This window comes from Kribbella sp. NPDC051137, assembly GCF_040682535.1.
GTDB lineage: Bacteria > Actinomycetota > Actinomycetes > Propionibacteriales > Kribbellaceae > Kribbella > Kribbella karoonensis.
Genome location: NZ_JBFBBI010000006.1, coordinates 130,436 through 152,381 on the forward strand (window position 1 = coordinate 130,436; position 21,946 = coordinate 152,381).

General features: G+C 69.3%; 23 protein-coding genes. 9 read left to right on the forward strand and 14 right to left on the reverse strand.

The features are described from left to right. Positions 1-35: 35 nt before the first annotated feature. From htpX to AB0M51_RS31155, 3 genes are read left to right on the forward strand one after another with little or no spacing between them, the layout of a single operon-like run. Positions 36-935: a zinc metalloprotease HtpX gene (gene htpX, locus AB0M51_RS31145; RefSeq protein WP_344193124.1), complete on the forward strand. Its 900-nt coding sequence runs from the start codon at positions 36-38 to the stop codon at positions 933-935. Positions 936-939: 4 nt separating this feature from the next. Beyond that, positions 940-1,503, forward strand: coding sequence for a hypothetical protein (locus AB0M51_RS31150; protein WP_363751628.1), 564 nt, complete (start codon positions 940-942; stop codon positions 1,501-1,503). A 58-nt stretch (positions 1,504-1,561) separates the two neighbouring features. Continuing rightward, positions 1,562-2,707: a P-loop NTPase gene (locus AB0M51_RS31155; RefSeq protein ID WP_363751630.1), complete on the forward strand. Its 1,146-nt coding sequence runs from the start codon at positions 1,562-1,564 to the stop codon at positions 2,705-2,707. On the opposite strand, the gene AB0M51_RS31160 is transcribed toward AB0M51_RS31155, so the two are convergent. Next, entirely contained in the window at positions 2,681-3,286 is a 606-nt protein-coding gene (locus AB0M51_RS31160) for a TetR family transcriptional regulator (RefSeq protein ID WP_344193118.1), read from the reverse strand. The genes AB0M51_RS31155 and AB0M51_RS31160 overlap by 27 nt on opposite strands. Positions 3,287-3,375: 89 nt before the next feature. Between AB0M51_RS31160 and AB0M51_RS31165 the strand changes: the two genes are divergently transcribed. Further along, positions 3,376-3,795: a hypothetical protein gene (locus AB0M51_RS31165; RefSeq protein ID WP_363751632.1), complete on the forward strand. Its 420-nt coding sequence runs from the start codon at positions 3,376-3,378 to the stop codon at positions 3,793-3,795. On the opposite strand, the gene AB0M51_RS31170 is transcribed toward AB0M51_RS31165, so the two are convergent. The 7 genes from AB0M51_RS31170 to AB0M51_RS31200 form a co-directional block, all read right to left on the reverse strand. Further along, positions 3,796-4,134, reverse strand: coding sequence for a sec-independent translocase (locus AB0M51_RS31170; RefSeq protein WP_344193114.1), 339 nt, complete (start codon positions 4,132-4,134; stop codon positions 3,796-3,798). 69 nt (positions 4,135-4,203) lie between these two features. After that, a complete protein-coding gene (locus AB0M51_RS31175; protein ID WP_363751634.1) occupies positions 4,204-5,511 on the reverse strand; it encodes a trypsin-like peptidase domain-containing protein in 1,308 nt (435 codons plus the stop codon). 266 nt (positions 5,512-5,777) lie between these two features. Continuing rightward, entirely contained in the window at positions 5,778-6,830 is a 1,053-nt protein-coding gene (locus AB0M51_RS31180; protein ID WP_344193110.1) for a transcriptional regulator, read from the reverse strand. Positions 6,831-6,833: 3 nt separating this feature from the next. Beyond that, positions 6,834-7,436: a zf-HC2 domain-containing protein gene (locus tag AB0M51_RS31185; RefSeq protein ID WP_344193108.1), complete on the reverse strand. Its 603-nt coding sequence runs from the start codon at positions 7,434-7,436 to the stop codon at positions 6,834-6,836. After that, positions 7,433-8,017, reverse strand: coding sequence for an RNA polymerase sigma factor SigE (sigE, locus tag AB0M51_RS31190; protein WP_344193528.1), 585 nt, complete (start codon positions 8,015-8,017; stop codon positions 7,433-7,435). Before sigE ends, AB0M51_RS31185 begins: the two co-directional genes overlap by 4 nt. Positions 8,018-8,236: 219 nt before the next feature. Continuing rightward, positions 8,237-8,446: a biotin/lipoyl-binding carrier protein gene (locus AB0M51_RS31195; protein ID WP_344193106.1), complete on the reverse strand. Its 210-nt coding sequence runs from the start codon at positions 8,444-8,446 to the stop codon at positions 8,237-8,239. A gap of 121 nt (positions 8,447-8,567) precedes the next feature. After that, positions 8,568-11,330, reverse strand: a complete 2,763-nt coding sequence (locus tag AB0M51_RS31200; protein WP_344193103.1) for a sugar-binding protein — start codon at positions 11,328-11,330, stop codon at positions 8,568-8,570. 99 nt (positions 11,331-11,429) lie between these two features. Between AB0M51_RS31200 and AB0M51_RS31205 the strand changes: the two genes are divergently transcribed. Continuing rightward, entirely contained in the window at positions 11,430-12,428 is a 999-nt protein-coding gene (locus AB0M51_RS31205; protein WP_344193101.1) for a LacI family DNA-binding transcriptional regulator, read from the forward strand. On the opposite strand, the gene AB0M51_RS31210 is transcribed toward AB0M51_RS31205, so the two are convergent. The 5 genes from AB0M51_RS31210 to AB0M51_RS31230 all read right to left on the reverse strand — a co-directional run bounded on the left by AB0M51_RS31210 (position 12,401) and on the right by AB0M51_RS31230 (position 17,040). Then, positions 12,401-13,264, reverse strand: coding sequence for an NAD(P)-dependent oxidoreductase (locus AB0M51_RS31210; protein ID WP_344193099.1), 864 nt, complete (start codon positions 13,262-13,264; stop codon positions 12,401-12,403). The two genes, AB0M51_RS31205 and AB0M51_RS31210, sit on opposite strands and share 28 nt — an antisense overlap. After that, positions 13,261-14,145: a carbohydrate ABC transporter permease gene (locus tag AB0M51_RS31215; RefSeq protein ID WP_344193097.1), complete on the reverse strand. Its 885-nt coding sequence runs from the start codon at positions 14,143-14,145 to the stop codon at positions 13,261-13,263. Before AB0M51_RS31215 ends, AB0M51_RS31210 begins: the two co-directional genes overlap by 4 nt. After that, the gene (locus AB0M51_RS31220; RefSeq protein ID WP_363751639.1) at positions 14,142-14,984 is read right to left on the reverse strand and encodes a sugar ABC transporter permease; all 843 of its coding nucleotides are present in this window, start codon (positions 14,982-14,984) and stop codon (positions 14,142-14,144) included. The genes AB0M51_RS31215 and AB0M51_RS31220 overlap by 4 nt, the downstream gene beginning before the upstream one ends. A 34-nt stretch (positions 14,985-15,018) precedes the next feature. Continuing rightward, positions 15,019-16,392 carry an extracellular solute-binding protein gene (locus AB0M51_RS31225; protein ID WP_344193095.1) on the reverse strand — a complete coding sequence of 458 codons (1,374 nt, stop codon included), beginning with the start codon at positions 16,390-16,392 and terminating at the stop codon, positions 15,019-15,021. A 117-nt stretch (positions 16,393-16,509) separates the two neighbouring features. Then, positions 16,510-17,040 carry a CGNR zinc finger domain-containing protein gene (locus AB0M51_RS31230; protein WP_344193093.1) on the reverse strand — a complete coding sequence of 177 codons (531 nt, stop codon included), beginning with the start codon at positions 17,038-17,040 and terminating at the stop codon, positions 16,510-16,512. Positions 17,041-17,110: 70 nt separating this feature from the next. Between AB0M51_RS31230 and AB0M51_RS31235 the strand changes: the two genes are divergently transcribed. Both AB0M51_RS31235 and AB0M51_RS31240 read left to right on the forward strand, forming a co-directional pair. Then, positions 17,111-18,298, forward strand: coding sequence for an MFS transporter (locus tag AB0M51_RS31235; RefSeq protein ID WP_344193091.1), 1,188 nt, complete (start codon positions 17,111-17,113; stop codon positions 18,296-18,298). A 20-nt stretch (positions 18,299-18,318) separates the two neighbouring features. Beyond that, complete coding sequence (locus AB0M51_RS31240; RefSeq protein WP_344193089.1) at positions 18,319-19,335, forward strand: serine hydrolase domain-containing protein; 1,017 nt, start codon at positions 18,319-18,321, stop codon at positions 19,333-19,335. Here the strand turns inward: AB0M51_RS31240 and AB0M51_RS31245 are convergent. Then, on the reverse strand, positions 19,326-20,216 hold the full coding sequence (locus AB0M51_RS31245; protein ID WP_363751643.1) for an SIS domain-containing protein: 891 nt from the start codon (positions 20,214-20,216) through the stop codon (positions 19,326-19,328). The genes AB0M51_RS31240 and AB0M51_RS31245 overlap by 10 nt on opposite strands. A gap of 101 nt (positions 20,217-20,317) precedes the next feature. Here AB0M51_RS31245 and AB0M51_RS31250 point away from each other — a divergent pair, with 101 nt between their 5' ends. After that, entirely contained in the window at positions 20,318-21,100 is a 783-nt protein-coding gene (locus tag AB0M51_RS31250) for a DeoR/GlpR family DNA-binding transcription regulator (RefSeq protein ID WP_130384025.1), read from the forward strand. Between the two features lie 151 nt (positions 21,101-21,251). Then, positions 21,252-21,941 carry an O-methyltransferase gene (locus AB0M51_RS31255; protein WP_344193083.1) on the forward strand — a complete coding sequence of 230 codons (690 nt, stop codon included), beginning with the start codon at positions 21,252-21,254 and terminating at the stop codon, positions 21,939-21,941. Positions 21,942-21,946: the final 5 nt, after the last annotated feature.

The following is a 21,946-nucleotide window of genomic DNA, read 5'->3' on the forward strand; positions in this document are numbered from 1 at the left end:
CTACTCTCACTATCAGGTGAGGAAAAGGACGTGGGATGAAAACTCGATTCGCGCCTGACCGTGGGCTGTCCAGCCGGATGGTGATCACGAGCTTCCTGCTCGGACTGCTGTACGTCGCGTTCGTGGGTGTGCTGATCGCACTGACCCGGAGCGCGGTCCTGGCTGTGGTGATCGCGGGCGGCATGCTGTTCGTGCAGTACTGGTTCTCCGACAAGATCGCGCTGTACGCGATGCACGGGCGGATCGTGACGCCGGAGGAGGCGCCGGAGCTGCACGGCACGATCGACCGGCTGTGCGCGCTGGCCGACATGCCGAAGCCGCGGGTGGCGATCGCCGACGTCGACCTGCCGAACGCGTTCGCGACCGGCCGGAACCCGAACAACGCCGTTGTCTGCGTGACCACCGGCATCATGCGCCGGCTCGACCAGGACGAGCTGGAGGGCGTGCTGTCGCACGAGCTCTCGCACGTCGCGCACCGGGACGTCGCGGTGATGACGATCGCGTCGTTCCTCGGCGTACTGGCCGGCCTGATCACCCGCTTCGGGCTGTACGGCGGCCTCGGCCGCGGCAACCGGGACCAGAACGCGGCGCTGGTGATGCTGACCGTGATCGCGGTCTCTGTCGCGGTGTACGCGATCTCGTTCCTGCTCACCCGGGCGCTGTCGCGCTACCGCGAACTGGCGGCCGACCGGGCCGGGGCGATGCTCACCGGAAGACCGTCCACGCTGGCCTCCGCGTTGACGAAGATCAGCGGGGACATCGCCCGGATACCGTCGCGCGACCTGCGCCAGGCACAGGCCTTCAACGCGTTCTTCTTCGCCCCGGCGATCGCCGGCGGCAAGAGCGTCTCGGCCCTGTTCTCGACCCACCCGTCCCTGGAGACACGCCTCGAGCGCCTCGGTACCCTCTCCCGCGAGCTGGGCGAGCAAGCTTAGGGCTATGGGTCTTCTCGACATCCTGCTCGGGCGCAGCAAGGCTGTGCCGCCGAACCTCGATCAGTTGTTCTCGCTTCCGTCGGCCGCGATCACGTTGGAGACCGCGGCCGACTACCGTCCGACCGGCAGCGGTTCCGTGTGCTTCAAGGCGGCCGAGGGCGGCGGGTTCACCGCGCTGCGGGACGAGGTCGACAAGTTGCTCGCCCTCGACAACGGCAAGTTCACCAGTACGACGGACTCGTACGGCTTCACCTGGCTGGTCCGGCAGACCGCGCCCGACGACCTGGAAACGCTGGTCACCGACCTGCACGCCGTCAACACGTCCCTGGTCGACGCCGGCTTCGGCAGCGCGCTGCTGTGCACCCTGGTCGCCTTCACCAACGGCACCGAGCCCCTGGGCCTGGTCTACCTCTACAAACGCGGCTCCTGGTACCCGTTCGCCCCGGTCGGCACCGACCGCCGCGACAACGCCAAGGAGCTCCAGATCAAGTCGGTAGTGGGCGCCGACCTGAACTTCGAACAGGACCTCTCCCGCTGGTTCCCCATCTACGGCGCCCCCGGCCTGTGAAGTGAGCGTCACATGGACCGTGGTCGGGTGTACCGGGCCGAGCACGTAGCCTTGGGGCATGGCTGCCACTGCTGAGCAGGTGACCGCGGCGCTCGGTGGAGTGCTCGATCCCGAGATCAAGAAGCCGATCACCGACCTGGGGATGGTCGAGTCCGTCGTCGTGCGGGACGACGGCGTGGTCGCCGTACGTGTCCTGCTGACCGTCGCCGGCTGTCCGATGAAGGAAACGCTGCGCCGCGACGTCACGGCCGCGGTCAGCAAGCTCGACGGTGTCACCGGGGTGGAGATCGACCTCGGTGTGATGTCGGCCGAGCAGCGGGCCGCCCTGCAGACCCAGTTGCGCGGCGGCGTGGCCGAGAAGGAGATCCCGTTCTCCCGGCCGGACTCGCTGACCAAGGTGTTCGCGATCGCGTCCGGCAAGGGCGGCGTCGGCAAGTCGTCCGTCACCGTCAACCTGGCGGTCGCGATGGCCCGCCAGGGACTGTCGGTCGGCGTTCTGGACGCGGACATCTACGGCCACTCGGTGCCGGCCATGTTCGGGGTCGCCGACGAGCGCCCGACCGCCGTGGACGACATGATCATGCCGGTGCCCGCGCACGGCGTGAAGGTGATCTCGATCGGCATGCTGAAGCCGAAGCGCGACCAGGTGGTCGCCTGGCGCGGCCCGATCCTGGACCGCGCGCTCGTCCAGATGCTCGCGGACGTGTACTGGGGCGACCTCGACGTACTGCTGCTGGACCTCCCGCCGGGCACCGGCGACATCGCGATCTCGGTCGGCCAGCGGCTGACCAGTGCCGAGGTGATCGTCGTGACCACCCCGCAGGAGGCCGCCGCCGAGGTGGCGGAGCGGGCCGGCACGATGGCGCAGATGGTGCACCAGCGGGTCGCCGGCGTGGTCGAGAACATGTCGTACCTGCCCTGCCCGCACTGCGGCCCGGAGCACCGGATCGAGATCTTCGGCTCCGGCGGCGGCACCCGGGTCGCGGAGACCCTGTCCGCGCGGCTCGGGTACCAGATCCCGCTGCTCGGCGAGATCCCGCTCGACGAGCGGCTACGCTCCGGCGGCGACCTCGGTCAGCCGCTCGCGATGGCGGACCCGGACACTCCGGCCGCGCAGATGCTCGACAAGATCGCCGCGACGCTCGGCGGCAAGCCACGTGGGCTCGTCGGCCGTCAGCTAGGCCTCTCCCCCGCCGGCCGCTGACCAGATCGGACGGAGTACGTCGAGCCCTTCGGCGACGTACTCTGCAACCGGCCTGACCCCGCCGTCCAGGTACCACTGCTCGAGCGCCGAGAAGTACCCGAAGACCAGTGCGTTCGCGGCCACCCGCGCCTGAGTCTCGCTGAGGTGCCCGCCGGTCATCAGCGGCGCGATCCGCTGACTCGCGCGGTCCAGTGACGCGCAGAACGCGGTCCGCACGGACGGCTCGCTGAAGAAGTACCGGATCCGCCGCCACGGGATCGGCTCGCGGTCGTCCGGGCTGCCGTCGGTTGGGACGGCCTCGTAGTCGCGGACGATCCGGGTCATCGTCCCGACCGGGTCCGCCGGGTCGAACAGCTCCCGCAGCGCCTCCTCGCTCATCGTGTCGAACTCGTCGGCGACGATCAGCCCTTCCTTGGTGCCGAAGTACCGGTACACCGACGACGGCGACACCTCGGCCGCGGCAGCGATCTCCTCGATCGTCACCGCGCCGAACCCGCGCTCGTCGAACAGGTCGAGCGCACGCTCCTGGATCGTCCGCCGCGCCTTCACACGCCAGCGTTCCCGCAGACCGGTAGCCATGCCCCGACCCTAGAGACAGTTCCGCGCTTCAGCAAGTGACTGTCTAAAACTCTTGACCGTGCGCCACTGCCGTTCGTACAGTCACTTGCATGAGACAGTCACTTTCAGAAAAGCGCACAGCGCTGATCGCCGTCGGCCTCTCGGTCCTGGTCGCCGTGATCGCGATCGTCGACCAGACCGGCAGCCGCAGCCTGTTCGAGCACGCGTCGGGCGGGTACGCGGCGTACGGCAAGCACGCGTCCGAGGGCGCCCTCTACGGCGCGCTGTACGGCGTTGCCGTCGTCAACGCCCTGCTCTGGCTGCTCGTCGCGGGGCTGGCCCCCTCACACCGCCTGATCGCGGCCGGCGTCGGCGTACTCGTCGTACTGCTGACGGCCTCGCTGGGCATCACGCTGCTCGCGGCATCGGAGTACGGCGTCCACCCGTACCCGCCGCTCTGGGGCCTGCTCGCCCTCCTGCCCGCCGTAGCGGGTGCGATCGCTACCGGACTGCTGTTCCGGCGGAGGTGATCAGGTCGACTCGGGGTCGAACGGGGGCTTGGCGCCGGCCGGGAGGCGTTGGGGGGTGTCGTCGCTGCTCATCTCGGTGACGGACTTGACCTCGTCCTCGATCGGGTCGAGCAGGTGCTTGCGGACGAAGTTCTTCGGGTTCAGGTCCTGGAGCTCGAGGTCGGCGTACTCCGGGCCGAGCTCGCTGCGCAGGTCGTTCTGCGCGTTGTTGACCATCTGCCGGACCTGGCGCAGCAGGCGGCCCGCCGTCCGGGCGAACTCCGGGAGCCGGTCCGGTCCGAAGACGAGTACGGCGACGATCGCGATCACGACCAGTTCCAGCGGTCCGATGCCGAACATGTCCTCACCTCTCCGTACGTTCCCGGGCCAGCCTATCCCCAGACCGGCTGTGGCGCCTCAAACGTCCGCTCAGCCGATCTGCTGGCCGAGAGTGAGCGTAACCGTGCGGGACCGTCCGGCGCGCTCGTACGCGAGTCGGACCGCCTCCCCCGGCTGATGGGTGCGGATCGCCACGATCAGTACCTCGGCGCTGTCCACCGCCTGGTTGTTGATCGCGGTGATCACGTCGCCGACCCGCAGCCCGGCCTTCGCGGCCGGCGAACGCGGCGTCACCGCGCTGACCCGGCCGCCGCCCTCGAACGTCATGTCGACGCTGGCCCCGATCACCGGGTACGACGCCTGACCGGTGGCGATGATCTGCTGCGCGGTCCGCCGGGCCTGGTCGATCGGGATCGCGAACCCGAGCCCGATGCTGCCGCTCTGTCCCTCGCCCGCGCCGGCGACCGTGGCGATCGCGGAGTTGATGCCGATCACCCGCGCGTTCATGTCGACCAGCGGACCGCCTGAGTTGCCCGGGTTGATCGCCGCGTCGGTCTGCAGCGCGCTGATGTACGACGACGCCTGGCCTGTGTCGTCGCCGGTCGTCACCGGGCGGTTCTTCGCCGAGATGATGCCCGAGGTGACGGTGCCGGCCAGCCCGAGCGGCGAGCCGATCGCGACCACGTCCTGCCCGACGATCGCCGCCTCCGAGCGGCCGAACTGCACCGACGGCGCGGTCAGCCCGGCCACCTGGACGACAGCCAGGTCGTACGCCGGGGAACGGCCGACCAGCCGCGCGGTCGCGGTCTTGTTGTCGTTGGTGACGACCTGGATCGAGCCGCCCTTGGCCGCGGACTCGACCACGTGGTTGTTGGTCAGGATGTGGCCGAGGTTGTCGATCACGAAGCCGGAGCCGGTCGCGTTGGAGTTGTCCGCGCCCTGCACCTTCAACTGGACGACGCTCGGCAGCAGGGTGGCGGCGACCGCGGACACCGAGCCGGTCTTGATCCGCGGGTCGGCGCCGGTGCCGATCGGCGGGTCGGGCTGCTGGGCGATCGGGGCGTTGTTGCCGTCCAGGGCGACCACCGCGGTGGCGGCGCCGGCGCCGGCGAGGACGCCGATGACGAGGGCGACCAGCGCGGCGATCGTGATGACGCGGTTCACCTTCGGCGGCTCGGACGTGTACGAGCGGGCCTGCTGCTGGTGCCAGTCGGCCGGTGGCGGCGGGAGGTACGCGGGACGGTACGGCGGCTGCTCGGTCGGCCAGGCCTGTCCCTGGTACAGCGGGCGGAAACCGCCCTGCTGCGGCTCCGGCCGCCCGAAACTACGTTGTGTGGTGGACCGTCCACCCATCGTCTGCCGATAGGCCGCATCCGACCCCGGAGCCTGAAGAGGCATCGCCCCCACCCCAGGCGCGGGCGGCGCCGACGCCGACAACGGCGAGCCGGGGGCGGCGGGGCCGCCTGCTGCGGGGCGAGGGGCGTTGGCGAGGGGGTCTGCGGAGGCAGGGGTGACCGGCAGGGGTGCGGTTGGTTCCGCGGTTGCCGGGTTCGGAACTGTCGGCTCGGCGTCGTCGCTCATTGACGGTCCCCGCCTCACGTCTTCGTCGTGGTCGTCGGTCGGAAGCCCTGCCCGGGGATAACCGGAGGTGCTTCCAGATCTGATTATCCCAGCTTCGCGGACAGTGCACCCATCGGAGTGAGCCAGGTCGCGATTTTCGCCAGCCCGGTCCCCAGCCGCTGGATCGCGGACAGCCTCTCCGGCAGGTCGTGCGGGAACGACCTGACCACCTGTCCGAGCTGGTCCGGCGGCAGGTCACCGATCAGCGTGTAGACGATGCCCCCGGACGACCAGACCACGTACGACGGCATCCCGTACCGCAGGTAGACCCCCGGGCTGTCAGTCGTGCTGTACCCCTGCACAGCGGACGGATCCAGAGCGCCGCGCTGCTCGAACACGGACACGTTGAACAGCCCGTCGGAGTACGAGAACTGCAGGGACCCGTTGGCGGTGTCCTGGTGCACGTCGTACAGCTTCAGCGCGGCGGGCAGGTCCGGTGCGCACACCCACCCCGCGGAGCGCAGGTCGTCGACCTTGCCCATGCCGACCGACTCGACACCGCTGGGCAGCATCGGCGGCAGGTGCCCGAGGAACTCCGAGCTCTCGATCTCCAGCTCGGTGAACACGGTCGCCCGCACCATCGTCTTGCCGTCCGCGCTGAACAGCTGCCGCTGCAGCAACAGCCCGGTGGCCTTGTCGATCCAGAACCGGGCGGCCAGCGTCTGGTCCTCCCGGAGCGCCTCGACGAGGATCGCGGCCCGGCCGATCAGGTCGGTGCAGCACTTGTCGACCAGCTGGTACGTCGACTGCAGCAACGCCAGCGGCCCGCCGTCGATCGCGGCGTCCGTGGTCGTGGCCCGCTGCACGAACGCCTTCGCTCCGGGCGCGGACGACCCGAGCACGCTGATCTCGGACCCCTGCGACGCCGCGTGCACGATGTCGAACATCGCCGAGCTGGCACCCTGCGGTCCCCAGGAGGTGATGATCTGAGTGCCGTGGTACGAGACGTGGTTCGGCGCGGCGGCCGCTCTGCGCAGCCAGCTGACCGCAGTGGGCGAATCGGCCTTGGAGACCTCGGGTACGGCGGCGGCGGACGTGGGCAGGCCGAGACCGATCAGGGCGGTGCTGACCAGAATGGCGAGCCGGGAGAGGCTCACAGGTCAGCGCCCTGAGAGGGCCACCGGCCGCAGCGTCGAGCCCAGCCCGGCATACCCCGTCGGGCTGTACGTGCTCATCAGGGCGACCGGGTCCGCGAACGGCGCTCCGCCGGACGTGGTCGCGTGGTCGGAGGAGAAGCTCGCGACCGGCGGCTGCAGCGCCGGCGGTTGCTCCGAGCGGGACGGGTCGCCGACGACGAACGCCGTACCCAGCAGGGAGGCCACGGCGGCGGCAGAGCCGGCTGCCCCCAGCACGCCGGTGCGGCGGCGGGAGCGTGAGCGGGTGGTCCCCGGCCGGGTGCCACCCGACCGCCCGGCCGGGAACGCCGACCGCTGCGGGAACAGGCTGACCGCCGGGGTGAGCACCGGGCGGACCTCCTCGCGCGGCTCGGTCGAGAACGAGGAGACGCCCATCAGGCGCTGCATCAGGTCGGTCGGCGCGTCCGGCGTCTCCAGCGCGGCCATCCGTGCCTTCAGCCGGCGCTGCGCGTCCACCTCGGCACGGCAGGTGTCGCAGCCGACCAGGTGGCTGAGGACCTTGTCCCGGGAGTCGTGGTCGAGCTCACCGTCGACGACGGCGCTCAGCTTGTCCAGCGGGTGCGTCATCCGAGGTCACCCCCGTCGAACTGTCCGTCGGTGGGCGGCCCGCCGACGCGGGTCTGGCCGGACCGCGGGGCCCGGTGCTCCAGGTGCTTGCGCAGCATCGACCGGCCGCGGTGGATCCGGCTCCGGACGGTGCCGAGCTTCACGTCCAGGACGTCCGCGATCTCGTCGTACGTCATGCCCTCGATGTCGCACAGCACGACGGCGGCGCGGAAGTCCTCGGGCAGCGCGTCGAGCGCGTCCTGTACGTCGTGGTCGAACAGGTCGGAGTCCAGCTTCTCGGCCGGCCCCTCGCCCTTGGCCGGCAGCCGGTCGTGGGCGTCCTCGGGCAGGCCGTCGAAGCGGATCCGCTGCTTGCGGCGGGCGCCGTCCAGGAACAGGTTCGTCGTGATCCGGTACAGCCAGCCCTCGAAGGTGCCCGGCGTGTACGACGACAGCGAGCGGAAGACCCGGACGAAGACCTCCTGGGTGAGGTCCTCGGCGTCGTGCTTGTTACCGGTCAGGCGGTACGCCAGGCGGTAGACGCGGGCCGAGTGTGTGCGGACGATCTCGTCCCAGGACGGCAGCACGTCCGGCGCGGGCATGGTCGGGGTGTCGAACGGCTTCACCGCGACGCCTCCCTGGGTCCTCTCGGCAATGAGCGTGAAGGCCATGGTGCCGCGGTCACCGTCCTCTGCGCACGTCGGGAAAACCCGGGTCGGACCCTGGTTTGTTCGTACGACGGCTCAACGCGGCGCCGCAACCGGAAGTTCCCGGCCACCGGCTTCACCTGTAAAGACGCGCAGGACGGCATTTCGGTTGAATCACTTCTCGTCTATCACGGCAATCGGATCGCCGTCGCGGACCACTTCGCCCTCGGCGACCCTCAGTTCGGCGACGGTACCGGCCACCTCGGCCAGCACCGGGATCTCCATCTTCATGGACTCCAGGATGACCAGGGTGTCATCGGGCCGCACCGTGTCCCCGGCCTTGGCCGTGACCTTCAACACGTTGGCCACCAGCTCGGCCAGCACGGTGTGACTCAACTCGCCCTCCTCCCGTTTCCCAGCACCGATCCTAGGCGTGCGGGTCGAGCTCGGCGCAGGTGCCCCTCAGGCAGCGGTTCCAGGGCACCTACGCCGAGTCAATGGGCGGTTACCGGGCGGCAACCGGGTCTAGGCGAATTGCGTTGAACAGAGCAGGGTTCTTGGTCTCCGCGACCCCCTTGCCCCAGCTCAGCCAGCCGCGGCGGCCGGTACCGTCGTTCTCGTTCACGACGACCGTCGCCGACAGCAGCCGGTCCTTGGCCGCGAACCCGAGCGTGCTCCACGGCACCGCAAGCTCGTACGTCGTGGTGTGCGCGGCCTCGTCCCGCACGACCTTGGCCACGACGCCCGGCGGTACACCGGTCTGGCTGGTCGGCGTCCAGCGCCAGGTGTCGACCGGACCGGCATCCGTCAACGCGACACCGATCTCCTGTGCCGCGTTGGCCTCACCTGGCGCACCGGCTGTCATGCCGAGCTGGATGCCGTCCCCGCCCCAGATGTTCCCGCCGCGGTTGGGCTGCGAGAACACGTCGTCGGTGACCTGAGCAGACAGGTACAGGTTCTCGTCGTCGTGCGTGAGCCACAGCTTCCCCGACAGGTCGCTAGGACCGCCCCAGCCGGTAACGGGCGGCGTACCGGTCCCGTCCAGCGCAATCGCCGGCTGAGAAGCCACCACCGAGTCGATCGTCCCGTCCAGCTTCACGGTGTACCGGCTGGCGACCGTTGGCGCCGTCACGGGCTTCAGCACACCAGCGGCGCGAACATCCGCCTCTCCGACGCGCCTGACGCTCGCGGACCAGCTGGAATTGCCTGTCAGGGTGATCGGCACGTCCACCTCCTGCGTGGCATTCGGAGCGATCGTGCCATCGGCCAGCAACGTCCCGGACGCCGTACCAGACGCCCAGTCCAGCCCTGCGATCGGAATCGCATGCGAGGAAGCGTTGGTGACCCGGAACCGCAGCAGGTCCTTTCCACTGCCGTTCAACACGTGTGAGCCAGTCACAGACAACGGTGGCTTCGCCACACCGGTCGTGGACACAAGCGCGACGGCCTGCCCGTCAACGCTGACTGTTGCCCGGTACGTGCGAGCTCCGGTCGAGTCCTGCGCCGGGTAGCTGACCGCAGCGGTCGCAGTAGCACCAGCAGCGGCCGACCCACTCGTCTCAGCCCCACCAGCCGCGACAGTGAACGAGTGCGCAACAGCATCCGGGTTGCTGAACGTCAGCGTCCCCGTGGGCGCGTCGCCGGCGATCTCCGGGCCCACCGACAACGCGAAGCGATTGGACGGCGCCACACCGCTGATAGCACCGCGCGCGTAGAACGGGTCCGGCCCGGCACTCACCCACACGTGCCCGCCGGCGTCAGCCGTCAGCGTGGACGTCTCGCCGTACAAGCTGGTGATCTGGACCTGTGAACCGGCAGGTGCCGCCAGGTTCACCAGCCCTGGCGTCGTCGACCAGACCGCATGCACGCTCTGTCCTCCGCCGGCGTTGAACGCCACGTCGTACCCGTTGGTGCCGAACCGGGTCTGCCCGGTCAGCGGCAGCTCGTCGATCTGCCTGGCCAGGACGGCGGTGGCGACGTACGACGGCTTGGGCACCAGCGCACCGCGGGCGTCGAGCCGGTTGCGCACCATGCCGAACCGGTGCTCGACGTTGGACGGGTCGTTGCCGGAGTCCATGAAGTTGTAGGAGCTGTAGCGCGCCACACCGTTGCCGTAGGCCAGCAACTGGCCGCGGATCAGGTCACGTGCCTGGGCGGGCTCCGACACCGCGCTGGGGTTCGTACCGGTCGCCCAGCCCTGCTCGGTGATGTAGATCGGCTTGGTGGAGCCGTGCGCCGCCATGATGCTGCGGATGGTGTTCACGTACGCCACAGAGGCCTCGGGGTCCAGCGGCTGCACGTACGGGTGGATGGTGACCGCGTCCACGTAGTCCAGCCCGCCGAGGTCGGCGAACTTGGTGAACCAGCCCTGCCAGTCGTTGATGACCGCCAGCGACGGACCAGTCAGCTTCACGTCCGGGTGCTTCGCCCGTACCGCTGCACTCACGGTCTTCAGCAGCGCGACGTAGTTCTCCGGGCTGGCCTTGGCCGCGCCGTTCGGGTCGCGCAGGTTCCACTCGTTCCACAGCTCGTACGTCGTGTGCTCGGTCCCGAACTCGTCGACGGCCGCGACGGCGTACCGCGCGAACGCGTCCCGCTGCTCGTCGGTCGACGGCGCCTCGTCCGGGTAGTAGAGCGGGTTGCCGTAGTCGAGGATGTTCAGGAAGTCGACGTGGTTCGCGTCCAGCGCGGCCTTGTAGTTCTTGACGTTCTGCGGGAACTGGATGACGCCCTTGGTGGTCTCGGCGGCCGCCCAGAAGGCCTCGTCGCGCGCAGTGGAGATGCCACCGTTCGCCAGCAGCGGTACGGCGTCCAGCCCGGGGTTGGCGACTCCCCCGAACCCCAACGCTGTCGCCGTACCGATCCGGGTGTCGGTCGACGTGGAGAAGTCGTGCGGTGTCAGTACGGCGAAGTCCGTGCCGCCGAGCGTCGTCGTACCGTCCGCGGCGATCGCCCTGAGGTCGGTCTGGTACCAGCCGGGAGTACTGATCGACAGGGGCAGCTGGCCGTTCAGTGCGGACGCAGCGGCGGAGCCCTTGGCGACCTCGGTGCCGTCGGCGTTCCGGACCGTCCAGTTGACAGTGGCCGCGTCGGTGCTGAAGCCCAGCTTCACCTGCTGGCCGACGGTGAACGTGTTGCCGACCGTGGTCGGCGTGATGGTGAGGGTCGGCGCGGCGGCGGTCGCGGCGCGGGCGGGTGACTGAAGTACGGCGGCCAGCAGCAGGCCGGCCGTGAGCAGACTGACTGCGCCGGTGCGGCGACGGGTCATCGAATGCTCCTCTCGGGTGAGCGAAAGCGGTTTCGCACATCACACCTTGATCCCCGGCGCGCCCCGTGTCAACGGCTCGGAGCTGACTACGATGGGAAGATGGCCGACCAGGTGATCACGTTGTCCGATGTGGCCGCCGCGGCCGGAGTCTCGCTGTCGACGGCGTCCAAGGCGCTGAACGGCACCGACCGGATCTCCGACGCCACCCGCGAGCACGTGCGGGTGACGGCGGACCGGCTCGGCTTCCGGCACAACGCGCTCGCCCGCTCGTTCGCCCGCGGGCGCAGCCAGACCATCGGCGTGCTCACGCACCGCGCGTCGAACCCGTTCACCCGGGTGGTGCTGGCCACCGCTGCCACCGAGCTGGGCGCGAAGGAGCAGGCGATCCTGCTGTACGACGCCCGGATGGAGGAGCAGCACGACGTCAACGAGAGCATCCTGCAGCTCCGGGCCCGCCGGATCGACGGGGTGATCGTGATCGGAACCAGTACGTCGTTCCGTACCCCGTCGTTCACCAGCCGGTTCGACGTTCCGGTGATCAACGCGTTCACGGTCCCCGAGGATCCGCGGGACACCACGATCACCGCCGACGACCACGCGATCGGGCGGCTGGCGATCAGCCACCTGCTGTCGAACGGCCGGCGCCGGATCGCGCACCTCACCGCGGAGCCGCACGACATGGCGGCGCAGCGCCGCGCCGAGGGCGCCGAGCAGCTGCTCGCCGAGGCCGGACTCGAGTGGGCGGCACCGGTCCGTTTCGGCCGCTGGCGTGAGGAGTGGGGCGAGCAGGCGGCGACCGACCTGCTGACCGAGGTGCCGGACGTGGACGCGATCTTCTGCGGCAGCGACGCGATCGGCCGCGGCGTCGAACGGGTCATCCGGGCCAGCGGCCGGCAGGTGCCCGGCGACGTCGCACTGATCGGCGTCGACAACTGGGAGAGCCTGATGCACGACCAGCGCGGCACCCGGCACCTGACCACGATCGACGTCGGTCTCGAGGAGATCGGCCGCCGCGTCGCCAACCGCCTCCTCGAGGGCGACCTCGAGCCCGGCGTCGAGTACGTCGAACCTCACGTGGTCATGGCCGACACCGTCTGATCGTGGATCGAGTGCCGCGGGACGAATCCCAGCAGCTCGCGCGCCCGGCTGGTGTCGACGAGCGAGTCACGTCCCTGGACAGGCCGGCGCAACGGCACGGTCGGCGCGTACTCGCGCAGCAGTTCGTCGGTGGGCCGGTCGATCAGGATGTCGTCGGCTGCCAGGCCCACCACATGTGCCCCGGCCACGGGTGACTCCAGCGCGGCGATGATCGCCCGTACGCCGTCCCGCAGGTCCAGGTACGCCCAACCCTCCCGGGCCATGATCGACGGGTCCCGGTCAGCCGCGGCCGCGAACTTGAACAGCTCCTCGCGACTCTTGACCAGCGGGAACCGTAAGGCGATCACGTTGGTCCCCCAACGCCTCCAGGCCATCCGTGCGCTCTGCTCGTCGACGCTTTTGGACAAGGAGTACGCGTCGGCGATGTCAGCCTCCACCTCCTCGTCCAGCGGGTAGTACGCCGGTGTCACGTCGTTCACGTTCATCGGTACGCCGAACGCGTTGATGCTGCTCGCTATCACGGCCCGGCGTATCGTCTGCTGCCCTGCTTGCGCCAGCACGTTGAACGTCGCCGCCACGTTGTTCTCGAACACCTCCTCCGGCGTACCGAGACTGGGATGCGGAATGGCCGCCAGGTGCAGTACTGCGTCCACACCGTCGAGCGCGGCGGCCACGTCCGTCGCCGACCGCGCATCACCGACCAGTGGACGGTCCGCCGTACTGGTGTGGTCGTAGCGCAGCGACAGGCCGGTCACGTCGTACCCGGCCTGCTGCAGGCCGATGACCGCGGCACGGCCGATCGAGCCGTCGGCACCGGTGACCAAAACACGTTTCACGCCTTGATTCCCCCAGACAGGCCCACGCCACGCAGAAATGCTCGCTGGAAGACCAGGAACAGCAGCACCGGGATCAGCAGCGCCAGGAACAGCCCCGCCAACTGGATGTTGAGCTCCGTCACCTTGGCGATCTTGGGCAACGCCACCGAGACCGGCTGCAGATCCGGATTCGTCAGCACCAGCAGGGGCCACAGGTAGTCCTTCCACGAGGAGATGATGCTGAGCAGCACGACCACACCGAGGATCGGCCGCGACAGCGGGAGCACGATCGACGTGAACACCCGGACCGACCCGGCGCCGTCGATGCGCGCCGCTTCGAAGTACTCACGGGGAATGCTGTCGAAGAACCGCTTCACGACCAGCACGTTGAACGCACTGGCCGCCGGTGGCAGCCACACCGCCCAGAACGTGTTGGTGATGTTGGTGTGCACAAGGGGCAGCTTCAGCACGGTCAGGTACAGCGGGACGAGCGAGACGATGTGCGGGACGAACAGCGTTGCCAGGATCAGTGCGGACAACAGCACACCCCAACGCGGTCGTAACACGCTCAGCACGTAGCCGGCCGTCGTACAGACGATCAGCGACACAACCGCCGTACCTGCTGCGATGTAGGCGGTGTTGGTGAGGTAGTAGCCGATGTGGCCCTGTTGCCACGCGGTAGCGAGGTTCTGCCACTCCACGCGCCCGGACGGGAACCAGCCGAGCGGAGAGCGGACGCTGTCCTGTGTCGGCGAGATAGCTGCCTTGAGCAACCACAGCATCGGCCCCAGCCCGGCAACGAGGAGTCCGAGCAGTACGACGACCTGTCCGATCACGAACGGCACCCTGATGTGTGTGAGCTTGCGGTCCGCATCCGACAGCGCGCCGCGCTCGTCACTCACTCGGTGCTCCAACCACGGGTCGCCAGCTGGAACACAGCCGACAGTACGGCGAGTGCCAGCGCCAGGAGGACGCTCAACGCGGTGGCCGCGCCGTAGTCCCCGTTGACGAAGGCGTAGTTGTAGATGAGCAACAGAATCGTCATCGTCGACCCCTGTGGTCCGCCACCGGTGAAGAGCAGTGGCTCGGTGAACAGCTGCATCGTCCCGATCACCTGCAGCAGGAGCATCAACAGCAGTACGCCCCGCAGGTGCGGCAGCATGACGTGCCACACCCGGCGTACGACTCCGGCACCGTCCAGCTCGGCCGCCTCGTAGAGGTCGGCGCGTACCGACGTCAGTGCGGCCAGGTAGATGATCACTGCGTTGCCGGCACCGGCCCAGGTGGCCTCCAGCACGATCGACGGCATCGCCGACGACGGACTGTCCAGCCACGGGTACGGCCCGAGCCCCACGGTGCCGAGGATGCTGTTGAACATGCCTGTCGACGAAGGGTCGTAGAAGAACCGCCAGAGCAGGATGGCGACCACAGGCGGCGTGATGACCGGCAGATACGCCAGCGTGGTGTACAGCCACGACTTGCCACGCAGCTCGGACAGGAACATCGCCAGCAGCACCGGCACCGGGAAGCCGAACAGCAAGGCCAGCAAGGTGAACCAGAGCGTGTTCAAGGACGCCTGACCGACACCAGGGTCGGTCAGCACGTACTTGAAGTTCTCCAGCCCGACCCACTTGACCGGATCGACCAGGTTGGTCTGCTGCAGGCTCATCACCAGACCCTTGACGATCGGGCCCCACGAGAAGACCAGGAAGACCAGGAGCACCGGCAGTGCGAACAGCACTGCCGGTACTCCGTTGCGTAGACGGCGGAGCAACTCAGCGCCCGAGCTTCGCGTCCACGGTGGCCGCGGCCTTGCTGAGCAGCCCGGAGATGTCGGCCTTCTCGTTGCCCAGTACGGTCTGCACGACCGGGTCGAGCGCGGCGTACACCTCCTGAGCCTTCACCGGCGGCTCGGCGATGATCTTCTGGCCGGCCGCCACCTTCGTGTACGGCGCGAAGTTCTCCAGCGGGACGTTGACGTACGGCTTGATCCAGGACTGGTACTTCGAGTACTGGTCGGCCGCGACCACCGGCAGCCCCGGTACGCCGACCGGGAGCTTCGCCGCCACGCCGTTCTTGGCGCTGGTCACCGCGGCGGTCTCGTCGACGTACTTGTTCAGGTAGTTGAACCGGATCCACTTGATCGCCGCGGCCTTCTCGGCGTCGGTGGCGCTCGGGCTGACGATCTGCACACTGCCACCGGACAGCGTGCCGTGGTCGCCGTCCTGCTGCGGCATCGGGCCGACGCCGAGTGCGGACGGCTTCAGGCCGTTGATGTCGACGAGCGTGTGGTACGCGTCCGGGGCGGACATGTACATCCCGATCTTGCCGGCCGCGAACGCCTTGGAGATGCCGTCGATGTCGTAGAGCACTGCCTGACCCATCGACTTGTCGACCCACTTCATGTCGTGCAGCGCCTGCAGCGCGGCCTTCGACGGGGCGTCGTCGAACGTCGCCTTGCTGCCGTCCGCGTTCTCGATCGACCCGCCGAACGCGTACGTCTGGGTGGTGAACATCCAGCCGCCGGTGTTCTTCGTGGTCATCTGCGCATAGCCGGCCTGACCGGTCTTCTGCGCGATCAGCTTGGCGTCCGCGCGGACCTCGTCCCAGGTCGCCGGCGGCTTGTTCGGGTCCAGCCCGGCCTTCGTGAACAGGTCGCGGTTGTAGACCAGGCCGACCGAGTACGCCGCGGTCGGCACCGCGAACACGTTGCCGGACTGGTCCTGGGCGATCTTCAGCACGTTCGGGTTCAGCTGGTCCAGCAGACCGTCGTCCTTGAGCACCTTGGTCAGGTCGGCGACCTGCTTGCGGGCGATCATGCCCTGCGGCTCGGTGAACGGCACGTTCAGTACGTCGGGGAGCTGCCCGCCGGCGGCCTGCGCCTGGAACGTGGTCGCGTCCCAGATCGTCTCGACCGGCTTCAGCTTGATGTCCGGGTTGGCCTTCTCGAAGCCGGCCACCCGCGAGTCGAACTGCTTGCGGTTCTCCGGGTCGGAACTCGGCGGCCGGTCACCGACCGTGATCGTGACCTGTCCGCCCGGGCTCGACCCGGTACCGGAATCACCGCCCGAGGACGGCGCACTCGAGCAGGCCACGAGCAGGAACGGCACGGAAAGCCCTGCAGCACAACGGATTGCAAACCTGTTCATCGGAACTCCTCTGCGGGGATGTCGGTCAGCAGGCCGACCGTTTCCGCACGGTAGCGCAAGCGCTTTCGCAAACACCAGACCTCAGGCGAAACTGCTTTCGCAACGATTTGGGTTCGATCAGGTCCGACGGGCGCGATGAGTCGCGACCCGGGTGCGGGTGGCGCAGCGGGGAGTGCAGAAACGTCGAGGGCGCCGTTCGGCCGCGTTGGCGAAGACCCGCTCGCAGTCCGCTGCGGCACAGACCCCGAGCGCCTCGAACCCGTGGCCGGCCGCGAACGTGGCCAATCCGAGAGCCGTCGTCGCCGCGAGCCACTCCGCCCAGGAAGCTTCCGGCTCCGCGACGTGCAGATGCCACGGCGAGCCGTCGTGATCCGACAGGTACGGGCGTACGGCGTACTCCTCCAGCACCCCGTTCAGCACCCGCGTCGCGGCATCCGGGGCCGCCTCGAAGACCGGACGTAAGCGCTCCCGCACCGCTCGGACCTGCTCGAGGTCACGCGCATCGACCTCGACCGGCTCCGGCTCACCGTGCCCGAGCAGGAAGTCCCGAAGCTCGGCCGTCGAGGTCAGTGCCTCGGGCTCCCGGGTGCGGGTGTTCACCAAGTCGACGGCCAGCCGGATCAGCCGGTCCGGGGACTGAATTTCCACTGGACTCCTCCCGTAACGCTTTTGTTATTGTAACGCGTAACACTCCTTATTGCGTTACTTGGAGGTCGGCGTGCCCAGTTACTACCTGGCGGCGACGCTGGCCCGGTTCGCCGACGAGATGGTCGCGTTCACGCTCGTGCTGCTGGTCCTCGACCGTACCGACAGCCCGGCCCTCGCCGGCCTCACCGGTGCCGCGTACGCACTCCCCGCGATCGTCACCGGTCCCCTGCTCGGTGCCTGGCTGGACCGTACGCCGCACCGCCGCAGCGCGCTGGCCGTCAACCAGGCGACGCTCGCCGCCGTCATGCTCGTCCTGCTGACGACCGTCGGGCGCGGTCCCGACTGGATCGCCCCGGCGCTGGCCGCAGTCGCCGGCGCGACGCTGCCGATGGTCAGCGGCGGCTTCACGAGCATGCTGCCGAGCCTGTTCAGCCCACAGCGCCTGGCCCGGGCGAACGCCTTCGAGTCCGTCAGCTTCAGCGCGGCCGCGATCGCCGGACCCGCCACCGCGGCCACCTTGGCCGCTGCCGTCTCGGTCGACGCGGCCGTGGTGGTGATCGTCGGCGCCGCCGTGCTGAGCATCGTCGCGATCACCCGCCTGCCGGCGCTCCCGCCCGTCGGCGCCTCGGGCGAGCCGTTCCTCGCGTCGGTGATCGGCGGCCTCCGGCACCTCGCGCGGACGCCGCCGTTGCGCGCCTCGACCGTGACGACCACCCTCCTGATGGGCTGCACGGGCATCCTGCTGATCGCGCTGCCGTTGCACATGCCGTCCCTCGGACAGCCCCGATCCGCCGCCGGCTACCTCTGGACGGCGGTCGAGCTCGGCAGCGTCACCACGGCGCTCCTGCTCAGCCGGTTGAAGCTGCGCCCGGAGTACGTCGTAATGCTGTCGGTCGCGGCGTACGGGCTGGTCCTCAGCACGTGGTCGCTCGCCGCGTCCTTCGCTGTGCTGATTGCCCTCGCCGTCACCGCGGGCCTCGCCGAAGGTCCCACCCTGCCGGCCATGTTCGCGGCGCGGCAGCAGTACAGCCCGCCGGACCTCCAGGGCCGGGTGAGCACCACCGCGGCCAGTCTCCGCGTCGGCACCTCCGCCCTCGGCCAGGCCGCCGCCGGACTGCTGGTCCCGGCAACCGGGACACGTCTCGCGCTCGTCGTCGCCGGCCTCGGCCTGGTCGTCGCGGCACTCCTCGGCGGCCTGTCGAAGGTGGGGTTGTCCCCCGGTCGATCCGGTGGAAAGCCCCCTGTCGGCAGGGCTTAGCGCGCCCATAACCTCCTGGCATGAACGTACTCGCCGCCACCCTGACCACCGTGATGATTGCCTCCGGCACCAATTTCCCGGACGCCGAACTCCACCGGCTCGTCGACGACGGAGCAGCGTCGTCCGCCCTGCTCGCCGTCGACGGGACGCGGGCCGCGGCAGGTGCCGCCGTACCGTCGGGGTACTTCCGGATCGGCAGCGTCACCAAGACGTTCGTCGCCACCGTCGTACTGCAACTCGTCGACGAGGGCCGGGTGCGGCTCGACGAACCGATCGACCGCTACCTGCCTGGCCTGGTGCCCGACGGTGGCCGCATCACCGTCCGGCAATTGCTCAACCACACCAGCGGCATCTACGACTACGCCCACGACGCCGGCTACTCGACGAACCGCTGGCGCGGCGCGGACCGGTTCCGGCACTACGAGCCGGAGGAGTTGCTCGCGGTCGCGTTCCAGCATCAGCCGTACTTCAAGCCGGGAGGGGGCTGGCACTACTCCAACACCAACTACGTGATCGCCGGCCTGCTGATCGAGAAGCTGACCGGACAGCCGTACGGCGTGGAGGTCCGCCGCCGCATCCTCGATCCGCTGCGGTTGACGCGGACCAGCGTTCCCGGCGATCGCCCCGGTCTCCCGGTACCGCACGCCCGCGGGTACGCCGAGGTCGACGGCAGGCTGGTCGACGCGACGCTGATGAACCCGTCCCTCGACGGCGCCGCGGGCGAGATGATCGCCACGACCGGCGATCTGAACAGGTTCTTCGACGCACTGCTCGGCGGGCGGCTGCTCACCGCCAGGACGCTCGGCGAGATGCGGGGCTACGTTTCCGCAACCCCGCTCTTCGACTACGGGCTCGGACTGCAGCGCTTCCACCTACCGTGCGGCAAGGCGGTCGAGGGCCACAGCGGCGAGCTGCTCGGGTACACGACGTACTCGCTGCACGGCACGACGAAACACGCGACGCTGTCGTACAACCCGCTGCCGAACACCGATCCGGCGGCGACGCTGTTCGCGTTGTTCGGGAGGATCTACTGCTGATCGTCGAGGATGACCGAGCGGGTCAGGCTGCGCGGCTGGTCCGGGTTCAGGCCGAGGGCGAGTGACTTGGCGACGGCGACCCGCTGGGCGACCACCAGGGACGCCATCGGGTCCAGCTCGGGGTGCTGCACGATCGTCGCGCCGGTGGCGGCGACGTCGTCGACCAGGCCGGCCGGGGCCTCGCCGAAGATCCAGACACCGCGGCCGGGCTGCGCGATCGCGATCGGGCCGTGCCGGTAGTCCATCGCCGGGTACGCCTCGGTCCACGCCGACGCGGCCTCCCGCTGCTTCAGCGCGGCCTCGTGCGCCAGACCCACGGTCCAGCGGGTGCCGACGTACGTGACCTGCTCGAGCTTCGCGAGGTCGTCGACGTCGAGGGTCAACGCGGTCTGAGCGTCCGCGGCGGCCTTCGACAGGTCCTCGCCGAGCGACGCGCGGAGCAGCGCCAGCGTCGTGGTCGCGAACCGGGTCTGTACGACGGACTGCTCGTCGGCGAAGTCCAGCAGGATGGTCTGGTCGGCAAGGTCGAAGATCGGCGACCCGGCGGTCGCGGTGATCGCCACGGTCGGCAGGTCGGTGGCACGGATCAGGTCGAGTACTTCGGTGGTCGTACCGGAGCGGCTGATCACCACGACCGCGTCGTACCTCCGGTCCGCCGGGAACTCGGATCCGGCGAACGCGTCGGTCTCGCCCTGGCCGAGGTCCTCGCGCAGCGCGGCGTACGCCATCGCCATGAACCACGACGTACCGCAGCCGACCGCGGCGACCCGCTGTCCGGCCTTCGGAAGTGCGCTGCCGTACTGCGCGAAACCCTCCGAGACCTGTCGCCAGAGCTCCGGCTGAGTGGCGATCTCACTGCTCACGAATGGCGTTTGGGTCATGTCGTCTCCGCACTTGTCATGGTCGAAACTGCTCGAACGTGATCGAATGGTGCCAACCAGCCGCCACCCGGCTGACCGATTGTGTGAAGGAGGAGCCCCGGGTGAAGCGTTATGAACGCCTCAACACCTTGCTCGAATCGCTCGCCGAGAAGGGCGCCATCGACGTCGACGAGCTCGCCGAGCAGCTGCACGTGTCCGCGGCCACGATCAGGCGTGACCTGGACCATCTCGGCAAGCAGCAACTCCTCACCCGGACCCGCGGCGGCGCGGTGGCCAACGCGGTGTCGTACGACCTGCCGCTGCGCTACAAGACTGCGCGTTTCGCGTCCGAGAAGCAGCGGATCGCGCAGGCGGCGGCCACGCTGGTCCGCCGCGGCATGGTGATCGGGATGAACGGCGGGACCACGATCTCCGAGGTGGCGCGGACGCTGGCCACCCGGCCGGAGCTGTCCGCGGAGCACGGGGAGCCGGCCTTCACGCTGGTGACCAACGCGCTGAACATCGCCAACGAGCTGATCGTCCGGCCGCACGTGAAGATGGTGCTGACCGGCGGCGTCGCCCGGCCGCAGTCCTACGAGATGATCGGGCCGCTGTCGCACCGGATCTTGTCCGACCTGTCGCTGGACATCGCGTTCATCGGCGTCGACGGCATCGACGAGACCGGCGCCACCGCCCATCACGAGGGCGAGGCGAACATCAACCAGCTGATCGTCAGCCGGGCCGCGAAGGTCGTCGTGGTCGCCGACTCCTCCAAGCTCGGGCAGCGCGCCTTCGCCCGGATCTGCGAGCTGAGCGAGATCGACACCCTGGTCACCGACGCCCAGGCCGACGAGAGCCAGCTGGCCGTCTTCAAGGAAGCCGGCATCGACGTCATCCGGGCCTGACCTCAACTCAACACACCTCCCTCACCAGGTGAGCCACGTCTCGATGAGACGATCATATCTGATCAGGGCAAGGTTGTTATGAGCAGGAGTGCGCAGCCTCCGCGCGTGCAGCACGGAAAGCGCACCTCCAACCGCTAGGCTTCGGTTCAGCATGGGTACAGCAGCCGCACATCACGCAGCCGACCACTGGGAGGACGCCATCGCCACCGGCATCGACCCGACGTCCTGGGCTTACGCCGAGGACTACACCGGTGAGGACGAGGTCGTCACCGGTGCGCGGGCGAGCGCCTCGGACAGCGGTGTCGTCCCGATCGGGCCGGGCACGGCCGCCGCGCTGAGCCTGCTCGCCGCGGGTGCGGGTGCGAAGGCGGTCGTCGAGATCGGCACCGGCACCGGCGTCTCCGGTCTCGCGCTGCTCCGCGGGATGCGCTCCGACGGCACCCTGACCACGGTCGACATCGACGCCGAGAACCAGCGGCTCGCCCGCAAGACGTTCCTGGACGCGGGCGTCGCGTCGAACCGGTTCCGGCTGATCGCCGGCGCCGGCCTGGACGTCGTCACCCGGCTCACCGACGGCCACTACGACCTGGTGTTCTGCGACGCCGACCGCCGCGAGAACACGGCGTACCTGCACGAGGCCCTCCGCCTGCTCCGCCCCGGCGGCACGGTCGCCTTCGCCGGCGTCCTCACCGGCGGCAAGGTCGCCGATCCCGCTCACCGCGACGCCGACACGATGGCCCTCCGGGACCTGATCCGCGCCGTCCGCGACGACGACACCCTGGTCTCCGCCCTCCTCCCCACCTCCGAAGGCCTGCTCACCGCCGCCAAGCGCCTGAAGTAGCTCCG